This window comes from Actinomycetota bacterium (genome assembly GCA_040754375.1).
Lineage (GTDB): Bacteria > Actinomycetota > Acidimicrobiia > Acidimicrobiales > AC-14 > JBFMCT01.
Map to the genome: position 1 here is coordinate 43,131 of JBFMCT010000018.1, position 15,373 is coordinate 58,503.

17 protein-coding genes and 2 pseudogenes are annotated in these 15,373 nt (G+C 71.0%); 17 read left to right on the forward strand and 2 right to left on the reverse strand.

The genetic code is table 11. The annotated features are described in order from the left end of the window. Positions 1-228 precede the first annotated feature (228 nt). The 17 genes and pseudogenes from AB1673_09555 to AB1673_09635 all read left to right on the forward strand — a co-directional run bounded on the left by AB1673_09555 (position 229) and on the right by AB1673_09635 (position 13,180). Positions 229-459, forward strand: a complete 231-nt coding sequence (locus AB1673_09555; GenBank protein ID MEW6154217.1) for a hypothetical protein — start codon at positions 229-231, stop codon at positions 457-459. Between the two features lie 137 nt (positions 460-596). Beyond that, positions 597-1,235, forward strand: coding sequence for a hypothetical protein (locus AB1673_09560; protein MEW6154218.1), 639 nt, complete (start codon positions 597-599; stop codon positions 1,233-1,235). A 632-nt stretch (positions 1,236-1,867) separates the two neighbouring features. Continuing rightward, on the forward strand, positions 1,868-2,167 hold the full coding sequence (locus tag AB1673_09565) for a hypothetical protein (GenBank protein ID MEW6154219.1): 300 nt from the start codon (positions 1,868-1,870) through the stop codon (positions 2,165-2,167). Between the two features lie 100 nt (positions 2,168-2,267). Continuing rightward, positions 2,268-2,903 (forward strand): SAF domain-containing protein, encoded by a 636-nt coding sequence (locus AB1673_09570; GenBank protein MEW6154220.1) that lies wholly within the window; start codon positions 2,268-2,270, stop codon positions 2,901-2,903. Further along, positions 2,900-3,709 carry a hypothetical protein gene (locus tag AB1673_09575; GenBank protein MEW6154221.1) on the forward strand — a complete coding sequence of 270 codons (810 nt, stop codon included), beginning with the start codon at positions 2,900-2,902 and terminating at the stop codon, positions 3,707-3,709. The genes AB1673_09570 and AB1673_09575 overlap by 4 nt, the downstream gene beginning before the upstream one ends. Next, positions 3,700-5,067, forward strand: coding sequence for an ATPase, T2SS/T4P/T4SS family (locus AB1673_09580; protein MEW6154222.1), 1,368 nt, complete (start codon positions 3,700-3,702; stop codon positions 5,065-5,067). The genes AB1673_09575 and AB1673_09580 overlap by 10 nt, the downstream gene beginning before the upstream one ends. Beyond that, positions 5,064-5,963: a type II secretion system F family protein gene (locus AB1673_09585; GenBank protein ID MEW6154223.1), complete on the forward strand. Its 900-nt coding sequence runs from the start codon at positions 5,064-5,066 to the stop codon at positions 5,961-5,963. The genes AB1673_09580 and AB1673_09585 overlap by 4 nt, the downstream gene beginning before the upstream one ends. Then, positions 5,960-6,868, forward strand: coding sequence for a type II secretion system F family protein (locus AB1673_09590; GenBank protein ID MEW6154224.1), 909 nt, complete (start codon positions 5,960-5,962; stop codon positions 6,866-6,868). Before AB1673_09585 ends, AB1673_09590 begins: the two co-directional genes overlap by 4 nt. Before the next feature lie 79 nt (positions 6,869-6,947). Beyond that, complete coding sequence (locus AB1673_09595) at positions 6,948-7,151, forward strand: hypothetical protein (protein ID MEW6154225.1); 204 nt, start codon at positions 6,948-6,950, stop codon at positions 7,149-7,151. A 15-nt stretch (positions 7,152-7,166) separates the two neighbouring features. Then, complete coding sequence (locus AB1673_09600; GenBank protein MEW6154226.1) at positions 7,167-7,556, forward strand: TadE/TadG family type IV pilus assembly protein; 390 nt, start codon at positions 7,167-7,169, stop codon at positions 7,554-7,556. After that, complete coding sequence (locus AB1673_09605) at positions 7,556-7,963, forward strand: TadE/TadG family type IV pilus assembly protein (protein ID MEW6154227.1); 408 nt, start codon at positions 7,556-7,558, stop codon at positions 7,961-7,963. The genes AB1673_09600 and AB1673_09605 overlap by 1 nt, the downstream gene beginning before the upstream one ends. After that, on the forward strand, positions 7,960-8,376 hold the full coding sequence (locus tag AB1673_09610; GenBank protein ID MEW6154228.1) for a pilus assembly protein TadG-related protein: 417 nt from the start codon (positions 7,960-7,962) through the stop codon (positions 8,374-8,376). The genes AB1673_09605 and AB1673_09610 overlap by 4 nt, the downstream gene beginning before the upstream one ends. Next, positions 8,373-11,264 carry a hypothetical protein gene (locus tag AB1673_09615; GenBank protein ID MEW6154229.1) on the forward strand — a complete coding sequence of 964 codons (2,892 nt, stop codon included), beginning with the start codon at positions 8,373-8,375 and terminating at the stop codon, positions 11,262-11,264. The genes AB1673_09610 and AB1673_09615 overlap by 4 nt, the downstream gene beginning before the upstream one ends. A gap of 59 nt (positions 11,265-11,323) precedes the next feature. Continuing rightward, positions 11,324-11,659 carry a hypothetical protein gene (locus AB1673_09620; GenBank protein MEW6154230.1) on the forward strand — a complete coding sequence of 112 codons (336 nt, stop codon included), beginning with the start codon at positions 11,324-11,326 and terminating at the stop codon, positions 11,657-11,659. Positions 11,660-12,045: 386 nt separating this feature from the next. Continuing rightward, a pseudogene (locus tag AB1673_09625) lies at positions 12,046-12,321 on the forward strand (MerR family transcriptional regulator). Positions 12,322-12,438: 117 nt separating this feature from the next. Then, positions 12,439-12,735: a DUF433 domain-containing protein gene (locus tag AB1673_09630; GenBank protein MEW6154231.1), complete on the forward strand. Its 297-nt coding sequence runs from the start codon at positions 12,439-12,441 to the stop codon at positions 12,733-12,735. Between the two features lie 22 nt (positions 12,736-12,757). Next, positions 12,758-13,180 (forward strand): annotated as a pseudogene (locus tag AB1673_09635) (DUF5615 family PIN-like protein). A 1,652-nt stretch (positions 13,181-14,832) separates the two neighbouring features. On the opposite strand, the gene AB1673_09640 reads toward AB1673_09635, so the two are convergent. Continuing rightward, entirely contained in the window at positions 14,833-15,150 is a 318-nt protein-coding gene (locus tag AB1673_09640; protein ID MEW6154232.1) for a hypothetical protein, read from the reverse strand. A 58-nt stretch (positions 15,151-15,208) separates the two neighbouring features. Then, entirely contained in the window at positions 15,209-15,373 is a 165-nt protein-coding gene (locus AB1673_09645; GenBank protein ID MEW6154233.1) for an ATP-binding protein, read from the reverse strand.

A 15,373-nucleotide genomic window follows, 5' to 3' on the forward strand; every position in this document is an offset into this window, starting at 1 on the left:
CGCTGAGACGAAGGCGCGATCGATGTCGGCCCGGCAGGGGGACCTGGGCGCGGTACACCGCACGCTCCTAGGGTTGCGAGAACGGCCGCTACGACGGCTGGACGGCGCATGCCACCAGAACTGGTGGGACCGGGAAGTACCGGTGGCCTCGCTGAAGACCCTGATTGTAAGACTTTACAACACGGGCGAATTGGCTTAGGGTCCCGGAACTGTGGCTACGGTGCCGGCGTGGGGCGGAGGGTGGATGTCGATCTCCTCGTGGACGCGCGCCGGATCACGGAGCTGCTCGAGCTCAAGCGCGTCCAGCTCGTGCACTACTACCTGCGCACCGACCCGGAGTTCCCTCAGCCCGTGTTCACGCCGTCAGCGACCACGGGCTCCTTCGTCTGGTACTGGCCGGATGTCCGGCGTTGGGCGGCCCGGCGGGGCCGGCTGCCGGCGGGCGGTCCGAAGCCCTAAGGACGACCAACCGGACCGTCGCCCCGCCACGGTGCACATTTCACCCTTGCCCGCTGAGCGGCCATCGTTCATTATGAGGCCACCTCTTTCGAAGGCGCGGAGAGGACGGCAGGAATGAGGACCGCGAAGGAAGGGCCGTGAGAACGGCCGTCAAGCCCGCCGGAGCTCAGCCGCTATCGCCCGCGCCCCGCCGCCGGCGGCGTATGAGCTTCGCGGCGGCAGCCCTCTCCATGATCGTGGCCGGTGCCGGCGTGACCGCGCTGGTGGTCCGAGGCAACGACCCGTCGCGGGCCGACCGGCTCGACGCCGGGACCGGTAGGGCGGCAGCGCCCATGACCGACGAGGAGCGCGTCGAAGAAGCCATCAGGGGGTTCTTCCGGGTCGACGCCGAGGCCTTGGCCGTTCCCGACCCCAACCACCCACTCTTCTCCACGTACCTGGCCGAGCCGCAGCTCTCCGCGAGCGTGCAGGTGGTCAGGACTCTGGCCGACCGCGGCCTGGCGGCGCGGCCCATCCCGAACTCGGTCGCCGAGCGGCGCATCACCGTGGGCGAGGTCAGTGGGGGAAGGGCCACCGCCGAGATCTGCTCGGTAGATGACGGCCAGGTCGTTAACGCTCGCACCGGCGCGCCGGCGTTCGACTACCCCTCGGGCCAAGCGAGCACGGTGCTCTTTTCCGCCGACCTGGTGGACGAGTTCGGTTCTTGGAAGATCACGACCCTGACACAGATGGAACGTTGGGAAGGCGTGGCGGGATGCGCGGTGGGCCGGCGGTAGCGGTATCCCTCGCCGCCACGATCGCCCTTGCGGGCGCGGCCTCTGTTGGCGCGCAGACCTCCACTTCGCCCGGCATCACAGTGCCCAACGTCCACGACCTGACCGGGGCGGCAAGGAAGACCGCCGACAGCATCAGCGCCTCAGTTGAGCGCCTCGGCTCCCCGCAACCACCCCAGCCCGCGCCGGCCGCCCCCGGCCCACCCGAGGGCGGGACCGGAGCTACCCCGGGCCCCAGCGGCACGGGCGGGGGCGGGGGGGGCGGAGGTGGCGGCAACTCAGGCTCGGACGGCGACAGCCCGCGCCCGCCGCTCTTTGAGGGGTCGCCCTCGCTCGACTGTCGCCACTGCGACCCCAACCTGTTCGAGAAGGGCGGCTTCGACGGTGCACCGCCTCCGGGCCCGGCCGCGCCTGCTGGGCCGCCGGGACCAGGGGCACCGCCCGGACCGGCCCCCCGCACGCCGGCGGAGATCGCCTACGAGGTCGGGCAACGCACCCCGTTGCCGCCGCCGGCAGTGACGACGAGCCCGCCGGCCGACGCCGATCAGCTCGTGAACCTGCCGACGTGGATGTGGGTCGCGAACTGGGGCCCCCAAACAGCATCGGCATCCGAGGGGGGGCTCACGGTCAACGTGGTGGCCACGCCCCGGTCGGTCACATGGCGGATGGGTGACGGCTCGGAACCGGTGGTGTGCGGGGCGGGGACGGCGTGGGACCCGGCCCTGCGGGAGGAGGAGCAGTCGTCGGACTGCGCCCACACCTACCGCCGCTCGTCGGCGGGCCAGCCGGGGCTCGCCTACTTCGCGTCGGCCACGGTGACCTGGGAGGCGACGTGGACCGCGAGCAACGGTGAGAGCGGAAGCCTGGGGACGGCCAGCCGCACCACGGAGTTCCGAATGCGCGTGGCGGAAGGGCAGGCGGTGGTAGTCCGCTGACAGCGCACAGCTGACGGCCGGAGGCGGCGGCACGAGGGAAGGAGACGGTGCAGTGGCGCTTGCTACGGCGCCCCGCAAAGGGGCGGGTACGGCGAGGACGGTGCAGGCCCCGGCACCGCCGGGAGCCAGGCGGCGGCGCCCGGTGCGGGCCATCGCCCTGGTGATGGTCGCCGCCCTCGGAGCTGCTGGCTCGGCCGCGCTCGTCGCCGACGCCGGGCAGCGGGAGCCGGTTCTGGTGTTGGCCCACACGGTGCCGGCGGGTGCCGTGATCACGAGCTCGGACTTGGCCGTCGCCGAGGTCGCCACCGGCTCGGGGCTGGAGGTGGTCCCGGCCGCCATGCGTCCTGAGGTCGTGGGGCGCACCGCGTCGGTGACCCTGGTGGCGGGCTCAGTTCTCGTGAGCGGGCATCTCGCCGAGCGTCTGGCCCCCGGCCCCGGGGAGTCGGTGCTGGCGGTCGTCCTCAAGGGGCCGCGTGTCCCCCCGGCCTCCTTGCGAGCAGGGGACCAGGTCCAGATCGTCTACACGGCGGGGAACGTCGAGGCTGCTCGCGGCGACGGCCCAGCTCAGCTGGCGACAGTCCTGGGCCAGGCTCGGGTCCTCTCCGTCGAGCACACCGCCGACTCCGCGTCCAGCGTGCACGTGTCCCTGTCGGTGGGTTCGGCCTTGGCTCCCGCCGTCGCCGGAGCGGCAGCCGCGGAACGGGTCAGCATGGTCGTGCTCCCGGGCCAGCCATGACCGTCGTCGCCATCTGGTCGGCGCGGGGCTCGCCCGGGGCGACGACCACCGCGCTCGCGCTGGCCGCGGCCTGGCCCCCGGGACGCAACGTCGTCGTCGTCGAGGCGGACGCGGCCGGCGGCGAGCTGGTGTGCCACATGGGCCTGTGGGCCGATCCGAGCCTGGTCACCCTCGCCGCCCAGAGCCGCTCCTCGGTCACCACGGAGGGGCTCTGGGCTCACGCCCAGCCACTGGGCGACACCGGGGTGCGGGCCGTGGCTGCTCCCCCCGACCCTCGCCGGGCGTCGGCCGCGCTCAGCTCTCTCGCCCAGGCGAGCCTGGTCCATCCCGACACGTCCACCGGCGACCTTGACGTGGTCATCGACCTCGGCCGTCTCGACCCCGCTGGCCCTGCCGCGTCGGTGGCCGCCAACGCCCAGTGGTCCCTGGTGGTGGCGAGGCCCAACCTGGTGGAGGCCGCCCACGTACGCGAGCGGGTCGGGACCCTGGGCCGGGAGGTGGGCCTGGTCGCGACCGGCACCGGGCCGTGGAGTGCCGACGAACTGGCCGAGTCTCTCGACCTGCGGCTGGTGGCCGCCCTCCCCTCTGACCCCCGAGCCGCCCGCGCCCTGGTGGGAGGCCGGTCCGGCCGTGGCTTGGCCAGGACGGCGCTGGTCCGCTCGGCCCAGGGCCTGGCCGCCGAGTTGGTGGCTGCCAGCCCATCGCCAGCCACGCCAACGTCCTCGGGCCCCTGCGGTCCTGCCCCGAACGACGCTCGTCCGTCCGTGGCCCAGTGGGTGCCGACAGGAGACCGGGCATGGCACTGAGCGACCGCGAGCTCGACGACGTGGTGCGCCGGGCGCACGCCGAGGTCTCCGACGCCCGGGCCGCCCGCCTGAGGGCCGACGCCGAGGGAGGTCGCCCGGCCATGGACGCTGACGACCTCCGACAGCTCACCCAGGCCCTGCTGGGAATGGTGTTCGACCGCCTCGCCCGCGAGCGCATCGAGCAAGGGCTGGGGCCCATCGAGGCGGCCGACGAACAGCGAGTGGGCGCGGCGGTGCAGTCGATGGGCCGGCTCGGCTGGGTGATCGAGGAGCTGATGGCCGACCCCGAGGTCGAGAACATCGACATCAATGGGCCGGACGTGTGCTTCGTCAGCCGGGCCGACGGGTCAAAGACGCGCCTTCCCCACCCGATCGCCCGCAACAACGACGAGCTCGAGCGCTGGGTGCGCAACGCCGCCGCCCGCGTAGGCCTCAGCGAGCGCCGCTTCGACGAGGGCCGGCCCCACCTCATCCTCCGCCTTCCCGACGGCAGCCGGCTCTTCGCCTGCATGAGCGTGACCCAGGACGTGCACATCTCGATCCGGGTCCACCGCCACCCCCGGGTGACCCTTGACGAGTTGGTCGAGGGCGGGATGATGAGCCCGGAGCTGGGCGAGTTCCACCGCGCCTTGGTCCTGGGCCGCTTCAACCTCATCGTCACCGGCGAGACCAACGCCGGCAAGACCACCCTGGTGCGGGCGCTGCTGAACGAGGCGCCGCCTGAGGAACGCCTCATCACCGTGGAGGACTCGTACGAGCTCGGCCTCGACCGCCTCGGTGACCGCCATCCCGACGTCGTCTCCCTCGAAGCGCGCGAAGCCAACGTCGAAGGGGCGGGGGAGATCACCATGGCCGATCTGGTGCGCATGGGCCTGCGGATGAACCCGACCAGGGTCATTGTCGGCGAGGTCAGAGGCCCTGAGCTGGTCCCAATGCTCCAGGCGATGACCCAGGGCTCAGACGGCTCGATGGCGACTGTCCACTCAGATTCTTCGGGCGGCGCCTTTCAGCGATTGGCCATGTACGCCATCTGCGCCCCCGAGCACCTCGAGCCGCCGCACACCGCGCTCCTGGTGGCCCAGGCCGTCGACTTCATCATCCACATCAGCCACGTGCGGGAGCGCCGGGGCAACCGCCGGTTCATCTCGTCGGTCCGGGAGGTGACCGGCGCCCACGAACGGGGCATCGAGACCAACGAGGTCTTCGCCCCCGGGCCCGACGGCATCGCCTCGTCCGCTGGTGCCCATCCCCTGTCCCAGCGGTCCCTCGACCGTCTGGCCCGCGTCGGCTGGCACCTTCCGACCGCTGAACCATCGTTGCGCCCTGTCCGGGCCGCGGGAAGACGGAGCGCCCGGTGAGCCCGGCCGTCCTGGGCGCCGCCCTCACGGGCATGGTGGCGGCCGTAGCCGCGGTGGGTGCGGTGTGGGCCTTGCAGCCGGCGGGGTCCCGGCCTTCCCTCCCGGTCGGGCCGCCTCGGCGCCTCCCCGACCGCTTGGGCACGCGGGTGGGCCTGGGGCTCGCAGCAGCCCTCTTGGTGCTCCTTGCCACCCGCTGGCCGGTGGCCACTGCCCTGGCCGCTGCCGGTGGGTTCGCGGCACCCGGGGCTGCCCGTGGGACCCGTCGGCGGCGCAGCTCGCTGGCCCGCATCGACGCCGTGGCCACCTGGACCGAGATGCTTCGTGACGTCCTGGGCTCAGGGAGCGGCCTGGCTCAGGCCGTGCTCATCACCGCCGAGGTGGCGCCACATGCGATCGAAGACGAGCTGCGTCGGCTCGCAGCCCGAGCCGGCCGGGGGGAGGACATGGTGGCGTCCCTACGCTCGTTCGCGGCGGAGCTGGACGACCCAGTGGCCGACAAGGTGGTCGCCGCCCTCATCCTCGCCAGCCGGCGCAGCGCCGGCGAGTTGGGTGACCTCCTCTCGACGCTCGCGGAGGTGAGCCGCGACAACGCCGCCATGCTGCGCAAGGTCGATGCCGGGCGCGCCCGGGTGCGGTCGTCGATGCGGCTCATCACCGGGTTCACAGTGGCCTTCTCGCTCGTGTTCGTGTTGGCGGACCGCGACTACGTCGAGGCCTACCAAAGCTTCACCGGCCAGCTCGTACTGTGCGCGGTCGCCGGCCTCTTCGTGGCCGCGCACACCTGGACCCTGCGCGCCACCGGCGAACGTCAACCCGATGGGCTGCTGGGAGGCGTCGACCCCGATGCCGCTGCCGCCCACCACGCCGAGCCGCCGTGGTGGGGAGGCCGCCAATGAGCCCGCTCCTGTGGGCCCTGGGGGCCGGCGGGTTGGCCGGGTTGGCCCTGGTGGGGGCGTGGCGGTCGGCGTTCCCTCGCCCCGTCGCCCTCGCCGACGCCCTGGATGCCGTGGGCCGGGTGCCACCACCAGCGGAGCCCGAACCCCCCGCCGGGCTCACCGGGCTCTGGGCGGCGCGCCTGGGCCGTGCCCTGCGCGGGACGGCCGGCTCCCTTGGCCTCGACCCAGTCCGGCTGGCACCTGACCTCGGCGTGGTGGGCCGTCCCCTCGAGCACCACCTCGGGGCCAAGGCGGTGGCGGCCATCGTGGGCTTCGCCCTCCCTGTCTTGTGGGTGTGGGCCATGGCCCGGATGGGCGTTGTGGCCCTTGGTCCGGGCCTAGCCCTCACCGCGGGGCTCGGGCTCGGGGCAGCAGGCTGGTTGTTGCCCGACCTCCTCCTGCGCAGCGAGGCCGCTGAGCGCCGCAGGGCATTCGTGTCGGCATTCAGCACCTACCTGGACATGGTGGCGGTGTCATTGGCTGGCGGGGTCGGCGTGGAGGGGGCGCTTGCCGATGCGGCACGGATCGGTCGGGGCCGCGAAGCGGCCGTGCTGCGTGCCGCCCTCGAGGAGGCGAGGCGCTCGGGGAGAAGCCAGTGGGACGAGATGCGGGCCCTGGGGGCCGAGTTGGGCGTGGACGACCTCGTCGAGGTGGCGGCCACGGTCTCGCTCGCGGGTACTGAGGGGGCAAGGGTCCGCCGGTCCCTGGAGGCCAAGGCCCGCTCCATGAGAGCCCGGGAGCTGGCCGACGCCCAGGCCAAGGCCGAGGCCGCGACCGAGCGCATGGCGATCCCCACCGCACTGCTGATGCTCGGCTTCCTCCTTCTAGTCGGCTACCCCGCGCTCATGGCCGTGCTGGGGACCTGACCGAGCAAGAGGCTCACGACCACATCCGCAAGAAGGAAGGCGATCCCCGAAACAGCACCCGAGAGAAAGGCAAGTGAGAATGACCGAGCTGACGTTCCTCTGGGCGTTCATACAGGCCCACGCCGCCGAGCTGCGCCGGATCCGGCGCGACGAGCGGGGGGCGGTGACTCTCGAGCAGGTGGTGATGAGCGCCATCCTCGTTGCCGCCGCCCTTGCAGCTGGGACGATCATCTACAACCTGGCCGTCAACAAGGCCGGCGGCATCAGCACCGACACCCCCTAAGTGCTCGCCAGCTCTGTGCGCGCGTGCCGTTGGTACAGGGCGGAGGAGGGGACGGCAACTCTGCCGCTGGTGCTCGCCGTCCCGGCCATGCTGGCGCTTGTCCTGGGTGGAGTGCAGTTGGCGCTATGGCTCCACCTCCAGCACGTGGTCACCGCCGCCGCCCAGGAGGGCCTCGTCGCGGCCAGGGTGGAGACCGGCACGGCCGTAGCGGGAGAGGAGCGGGCGTGGCTGTTCCTGGAGCAGTTGGCACCGCCGCTGCTCAAGGATCCGTCGGTCGTCGCCACCGCCGGCCCCGAGGTGGCCCGGGTAGTGGTCCGGGCCCGGGTGGCCGAGGTCGTGCCCGGGCTGCGCCTCGAGGTCCGGGCCACGGCCGAAGGCGTACGGGAGCGGTTCCGGGGGCCGTGATGAACGCGGAGCGCGGCAACGCAACGCTCGAGCTGGTGACGATCACCGTGCCGTTCCTCGCCGTGGTCATGTTCGTCGTGCTGGCCGGGCGGATGGTCGCGGCCCAGGGCACGCTCGACGGCGCGGCTCGCGCCGGCGCCCGGGCCGCAGCCGCGGCGCGCGCTGGTACGGAAGCGGATGAGGCGGCTCGGCGAGCCGTGGCGGCCGACGTGGAGGGCTCCAAGGTGGGCTGCGAGCGGTTGGAGGTCGACGTCGACACTTCTGACTTCCGCGCTGGCGGCACCGTCCGCGTGGCGCTTACCTGCGACCTGGCCGTCGCCGACCTTTCGCCGCTACCCCTACCGGGGACACGCACCGTCACCTCCCGTTCGATCGCGGTGGTCGACGTCCATCGAGGTATGCAATGAGGCGGCGGTCCGAGGCCGGCACGGTCACGCTCTTCATGGTGCTGATGGTGCCGGTCCTGCTGATCGGCCTCGGCGGGCTCGTGTTCGACGGCGGCCGCGTCCTGGTGGCCAAGCGAGAAGCCCTGAACGCTGCCCAGCAGGCAGCTCGGGCCGGCGCCCAGGGGGTGGCCACCGAGGACCTTCGTGCTGGCGCCACCGGTCCCCAGCGGCTCGACCCGGGCCGGGCGCGTGCCCGTGCTTTGGCCCACCTCGACCAGCTCGGCCACGTCGGCAGCGTGGACGTCGATGGCGAGGTGGTGAGGGTGACAGTCACGGTTAGGCGCACCGCCCGGCTCCTGCCCTTGGGGACCACCGAGGTCAGCGCCACGGCCGAGGCCCGGAACGTGCGCGGCGTCCTGGGGGCCGAGACATGAGGGCGAACGTGGCGTTGCGGGCCGCATGGGCCGTGCTGGCGCTGGCCGCCCTGTTGGTCGGCGTCCCGGTACTCCTGTGGTTGGTCGCGGGCTGGCCGCTTCCCCGACGCGTCCCCTCGTGGTCGGAGGTCAGCGGCGCCATCTCCGAGGGCTACGTGCCGAGCCGGTTCTGGGTGGGCGCGGCGGCGACCGTGAGCTGGCTGGCGTGGGCCCAGCTCACGACCGCGGTCGTCGTCGAGACGGTGGCGACCGTCGCCCGGCGCGACACGCCTCGTCTGCTGGGGGTGATCGGGCCGGCCCGTGATGCCGCCCGGCGCCTGGTGGGCTCCGTTGCTTTGATCGGCATGCTGTCCGCTCCCCGGCTGGCGGGGGCCCACCAGTTACCCCCGCCACTACCCGGCCCCAGCGTGGCGGCCCTCGTCGTCGGGGGGCCGACGACGCCAGCAGCGGGACCAGCGGCTAACGCCGCTCCGCGCTACGTCGTCCAGCCCTGGGAGCAGACCCGTGACTGCCTGTGGAACATCGCCGAGCGCCACCTGGGCGACGGGATGCGCTGGCGGGAGGTGTTCGAGATGAACCGCGGCCGGCCTCAGCCCGGCGGCGGTGCGCTCGTCGACCCTCAGCTCATCAGGCCGGGCTGGGTATTGGTCCTGCCAGCCGATGCCTCCGGGCTCGATGGCCAGGAGGCGGATTCCTCGTCGGATGCTTCTCCACTGCTGGCGCCCGAGCCCGAACCGCAGGCCCAGCCCGCGACCACCACGACCGCGCCCTCATCGTCGACCTCCACGCCGACCTCGACCTCGACGACGAGCTCGACGACGAGCACCGTCGCCCCGGTCCCGGCGACACCGCCCCTGGCGTCTTCGCCGCCGTCAGGGAGTGTCGTCCCATCGTCGGCTGGGCCGGGCGCAAACCCAGGTTCCTCGGGCCCCCGGCCGGGCGCTGACAACCACACGGCCACGCCGGCGGCTGCCGCCTTGATGGTGGGCCTGCCGGTGTTCGCAATCGGAGGGCTGGTCGCCGCCCTCAACCGCCGCCGCCGCCGCCAACTGGCCCGGCACCGCCCCGGGCGTGGGGTGGTGCGGCCCGACCCGAGGTTGGAGCCACTGGAACGCCGGCTTCGGGCCATCGGTGAGGACGAGGCCTCGGCGTGGGTCGACGCCAGCCTCCGGGCCTTGACCGCGGCCTTGCGTGCCGCCCCGCACCTAGCCCGCCCCGATGTGGTGTGCCTGCGAGCCGGGTCCATGGGCCTAGAGCTGCTCCTGGGCTCCCCGGCTCCCGTGGCGCCCGATGGGTTCGAGGTCTCGGACAACGGCTACCTGTGGCGGCTGGCCCCGGGCACTGACCTGGCCGAGCTGAAGGCACAGGGGAAGGGCTGCCCGCCGGCGGCACCGGCGCTGGTGAGCCTCGGAACGTCCCCGGAGGGCCCGGTCCTCGTCAACCTTGAGGAATTGGGCGTCCTGAGCGTCGAGGGCGACCACCGGCGGGTTGGGACGTTCCTCGCCGGGGTGGCCCTGGAACTGGCCAGCGCCTCGTGGGCGGAGGGCGTCGACCTAGCGGTGGTGGGCGTGGCCGAGGCGCTTGGGGGCACCGAGGACGTCCGGGTGAGCGAGGACGCCGGGGCTCTGGTCGCCGAGCTCGGCTCCCAAGCGGCGGCCACCCGGCGCGACCTGGGCGACGGGGGCTCGGTGTTCGAGGTGCGCACCGCCGCCGGCGCCAGCGAGTGGGCCCTGCCCACGGTGGCGGTGATGACGAGCGGAGGGGACGCCGCAGGCGCGCTGGGGGGCAAGGCGATCGGTGCCGCTGGGGTGGCCGTCGTGGCCCGAGGCCCGGTGCCCGGTGCCCGGTGGCGCCTCAGCGTGCTGTCCGACGGCACGGCTCGCCTGGAGCCGCTGGGCCTCGACGTGGTGGCCACGGGGATCGAGCAGGGTGTCGACGTCGACCTGGGCGACCTGGACGGCGAGGCCATCGAGGGTGCCACCGACCTGCTGGCGGCGGCGTCCGACGAGAGCGACGTGGCACCCCTCGTGGAGCTCGCCACTAGGGCGCGACCGGGCCCGCTGAGGGTGGTCTCCGACGACCATCCGCGGGTGTGGGTTGCGGTGCTCGGCGCGGTCGAGGTCACCGGCTGGGAGCGCCCGATCCACGACCGGCGCAAGTTCGCCGAGGTCGTTGCGTACCTGGCCCTGCACCCCGGGCGGGTGTCGGGCGAGCGGGTCCGGGCCGCCGTGTGGGGCGACCAGGAGGTGACCGACCAGAGCTTCACCCAGGCGATGTCCCGCCTGCGCCGCCACCTGGGCAGCGACGCCGACGGCAAGCGCCACCTTCCCGAGGCGGTCAATCGGGCCTACGGCCTCGGCCCGGGCGTGGGCTGCGACTGGTCCCGCTTCTGCGCCCTGGTCGCGGCGGCCGAGGCGGCGTCGGGGCCCGGGCAGATCACCCTGTACCGCGAGGCGCTGGCCCTGGTGCGAGGCGAGCCGTTCTCCGACGTGGTGAGCGGCACCTACGTGTGGGCCTACAGCGAGGGCCTGGTCTACGAGATGCAGGTGGCCATCACCCGGGCGGAGGACACCTTGGCGGCTAAGGCCCTGGCCGCCGGGGACGCCACCACCGCCGAGTGGGCCACCCGCCAGGGCCGGCTCGGCACCCCGGCCCAACTGGCCTTGTTCGACTGGGACATGCGGGCCGCCCACCAGCGCCGGGACCCGGAGGGCTTGCAGCAGGCATTCCAGGCCCGCTGCCAGGCCGAACAGGCTCTCGACCCTATGGCCGGTGTTGACCCCGACGCCGCCGCGCTCTACGACGAGCTGCTGGCCGACCTTGGCCGCCGGCGCCGTCCGGCCCCAGAGGGTGAACGGGCGGCCGCCGGAGGACGAAGGGACGGCTGATGCGACCGAAACCCGGCCGACGTCCGTGGACGGGTTGGCCCGGGCAGGATGGGGAGGTCATGCTGCCTCCGGGCTGCGTACCCGACGACTGGATCAGCCCGGTCGTCCGGGACTGGTTCCCCGGCGAGGTCTGGGGCCCGCTCAGCCCCTACTTCGAGCGCACCGACTGCCAGGTCTTCGTCGAGGCCCAGCGCTACCCCGACCTTGTCGAACGCTTTCCCGACGAGGCACCGCTCTACGAGCAGGGCTACGTCTGGACCATCTCCTACGGCCCCAACTGCATCGCCGGCGAGCGCGGCCACCACCACCTGAGCGTCCTACGCGCCATGAGCCCCCAACGCTTCCACGCCGCTCGCACTGCGGGCTGCGACCGTGACGATCACGCCGGTGCCTGACGTCCGGCGACTGCGGTGGCCGGTCGCCTCCGTGAGGGCAACGTGAGGGCACCAACCCGGCGAACGTTATCGAGCGACCGAGCCGCCCGGGTTCGCCGGCTCTAGCGCGGGGTGCTTCCCACGAGTTAGCTACTACGCCCTTTCAGATTCCAAACGCAATCCTTTCCGTGACATTCAGATCCTTGGCATCGGCTCACCCAAGGCGGTTGACTGTCTTCTGAAGGGCCGAGAAGGATTAGCTGTTTCGCTCGGCCCTCACCGAGCGTTGCCGCTATAGCTACTTCTGCGCGGCCTGTCGCTCGTGGCATCGAGGCGGGACCACTAAGTGGTAGCAGTGCCTCATTGAGTTCACACAAGTTGTCGCATGGCTGTGGTAACGTTGTGGCATGCCTGGCGGTACGACCATCGATGTCAGCGGATCAGTTCTCCGGGCGCCTGACTTAGGCACCGGTATCTACACTTTTCCCGAGGCGACAGACATTCTTCGGGGTATTGGGCGGCCACTAACGAGTCGCCAACTCCGGTATTGGATGACTAGTGGTCTGACCCCATCGTCCTACAGGACCGACGAGGGGACGCCGATTCTCTCCTTCGACGACCTGGTCAGTCTGGAAGTCGTTGGGCGATTCCGGTCCGTCGGAACCTCGCTACAACGAGTACGACAGCTTGAAGCGGCGCTACGGGATCACTTCCCAGACTTCGAGCGACCTTTTGCGTACCGGGTCTTCTTCACTGATGGCGCAAGCATCTGGGCGCAGGAGCTGGGTGAGGACGGGCCGATGATCGAGCTTGTCGGCAGACAGAGGAATCACTTTGTCTGGCGGCCGGCTATCGAGACGTTCGCAGAACAGATTCGGTACGGTCCCGACTCGCACGCCAGCGGTTGGGATCTGAGTCCATGGGTGGAGATCGATCCCTCGGTCCAGTTCGGCACCCCGGTCGTGCGAGGCACTCGTGTCCCAGTCAGGACCATCGCTGCGAACCTAAGGGCCGGGACACCGGAAGACGTTGCCGACTGGTACGGGCTAACCGTCCAGCAAGTCCAGGGAGTGATCGAGTACCTCGCCCTCCACTAACTACCCTCGGCGGTATTGCCTCGATGCCAACTTGAGTTACAAGGTGGCGCAGGCACTCGCGCTTGTGGGCCACCCGATCCTGCACGTCGTGCAGGCCCTTCCGCACAGAGCGGGACCGATCCTTGGGCAGTGCCAAGCGACGGACGGGGAGATTTCTGAGTGGTGCGCGAAGACAGAGAATGTCTTGATCACAAGCGACAGCGATTTCCGTGGGCGGTGGGTTCGCAGTGGTTTACTGGAGAGGCATGGCGTCGAAGTGATCGTCTTCGACAGGGACATTCCCGGGCTGACGGAGCAGCACCGGAGGGTAACCAGGCACCTCCCTTACTGGGAAGAGACGCTTTCTCGACAGCCCTACAGCCACCGAGTGTGGATTCAGACCAACACACTCGCACCCTCACTCAACGTCGGACGGCAGAAGCGCAAGCGCTCACGGGTGTCCTGAGGTCAGCCTTGTCTCAGACTTCTTAGCGAACACGTGCCACACAGTTACAAGCTGTTCCTGCAATGGCACACACGGAGGGGAGCGAGCCGGGGCCATCCCTGGCGACGCCAGCGAGGGGCGACGGGGGACGCCCAGCCTTGGCATCAGGCTTGTTGCCTCGGGACCCCACCTTGCCCGCCGCGCCTCCGGAAACCGACGAAGCAGCAAGTCCCTGGCGGCAGATGCGATCATCGGGGGGTGTTACGAGGTCCCCCGGACAGCTTCAGCGAATCGAGTGGCCGCCTGCTCTTGGTCCAATACCCGCTGCCATCAGCGCTCGGTGTCCAGCTGGACGTCCTCGGGACGGCCACAACGACACAAGTCATGGGCCGGCGTGCTGTAGTGCATGTTCCGCGTCTCCAACTAGGTGGTCCTGTTCTGCGCCAGCCCGCCGTCCTCGATGCCGTCACCACCGAACCGGAGTACACCGACTACTCCTACGACCCCGATGAAGACGACCGGCCCGAGTCACCTTGGGGTTACCCGACGTCATGGGGAGTTCGGGAGACAACCGCCTTGGGCGTTACTCAGGTCGTACTGGCGGTTGAGCAGTTGCCTGATGAGAGGACCGACGACGTCGTCTCCTCCGCGTTAGGCGCCCTTCCAGCCTGGTTTTCCGTTCTCAAGGACTGGTGTGAGGCCACGACTGGACAGGATCTCGACTACGTCGCTCCTCGACAGAGAGTAACGCTCGAAGGCGGGCGGTGGGCATGTTGGGCTGACGGCGAGGCTCTACGCGTTCCAACACGAGTTACAGCGGATCTTGCCTATGGCGAGCCGCTTTCGGCTACGCAGTGGCGACGGCTGCTTGAACTAGTTCACAATGGCGAGCGCCCAGGCGTCGAACACCTCCTTCTACGGGACTCGCGTGCTGCGCACGCGCGCCATGACTATCGGCGCGCTGTCATTGATGGGGGAACAGCATTGGAGGTCGGCCTACATGCCGTACTTCTGCGAGCCCACAACGCAAGCCCTAGTCCCGTCGGGGAAGAACTCATCCGGCAATCTCGTCGCTGGACACTAGGGACCCTTCGTAATGTGGTGGACCGTCTAAGACTTCTGCCCGTGGTCGTGGGCGAGGACCTCGTACACTTGCGCAATGCAGTGATCCACAAGTCCGCTAAGACGCCCGACGAAGGGGAGTCGGAGGCGATGCTCGTTGCGGCCACTACCGTCGTCGGATTCGTATCTCCACTGAGCCTTGCTGCGGTTCGCACCGCCGCTCCACGCAACAGTGTAGAGCCAGAATGACGGCTTACTTCACATCGCGTGACCGGCTGCGAGTCTCAGTGAAGTCGGATGTCACTCGACGCCGGTACACCCCCTGAACAGGTTCGGAGATCCTTCCATGGCGAGAGAGCCTCGCTGGCGGGCTGCTGGCCAGCACCTGCAGAACGGCACCAGTGCAGCGCGAGGGAAGGCTCGGGCAACGATGACGAGCGGCCTCCGGGGCGATCTCGGGCGGCGATCGCGCGCCGCCCCTCGCCGAAAGTCAGGCGTCAGCTGCGCAATCCGGCGAAAGCGGACGCCCGTTCCGGCTGAAAGCGGACACCCGTTCCGGTTGATTCCGGACACGGTCGGGGACGTCGCCAGTGACGTTGGGTGATGGTAGATCAGCTGTCGGCGACCACCTCCTCGCCCAGGAGCTCGCTGACGGCGACGGGCTCATCACAACTCGGGCAGCAGCCCCCGAGGCCGATGCGGCGCATGAACGTCGAGCAGTCCTCGCACCGTTGCTCGCCGACGGCCCGGGCGCCGCACCCGTCGCACTCGTAGACGGTGACGGGGCGCCGGGGCCGGGCGGTGGGGACCGTGACCGAGGGACGCTCGCCGTCCCGGCGGCGCCGGTATGCGGCGGCCCGGCAGGCGTCGGAGCAGAACCTCCGGCGGCCGGCGGGCGTGAACGGGAGACCGCAGACCGGGCAGGTCATCGTGACGCCATCGTGACAGGACGGGGATCGGGGACGGGAACGCCGTGGACGGGGCAGCTCAACACCCCTCGGCCCCGCCAGGATCGGGTTGGCGCCTGCGCATGGAGGGACCCTTGACCGTGATGCGGTGGGCGGCCTGCAAGACGCGGTCGAGCACGGCCTCGGCCAAGGTCGGGTCCGCCATGGCCGCGTGCCACTTCTCGACGGGCAGCTGGCTGGCCAC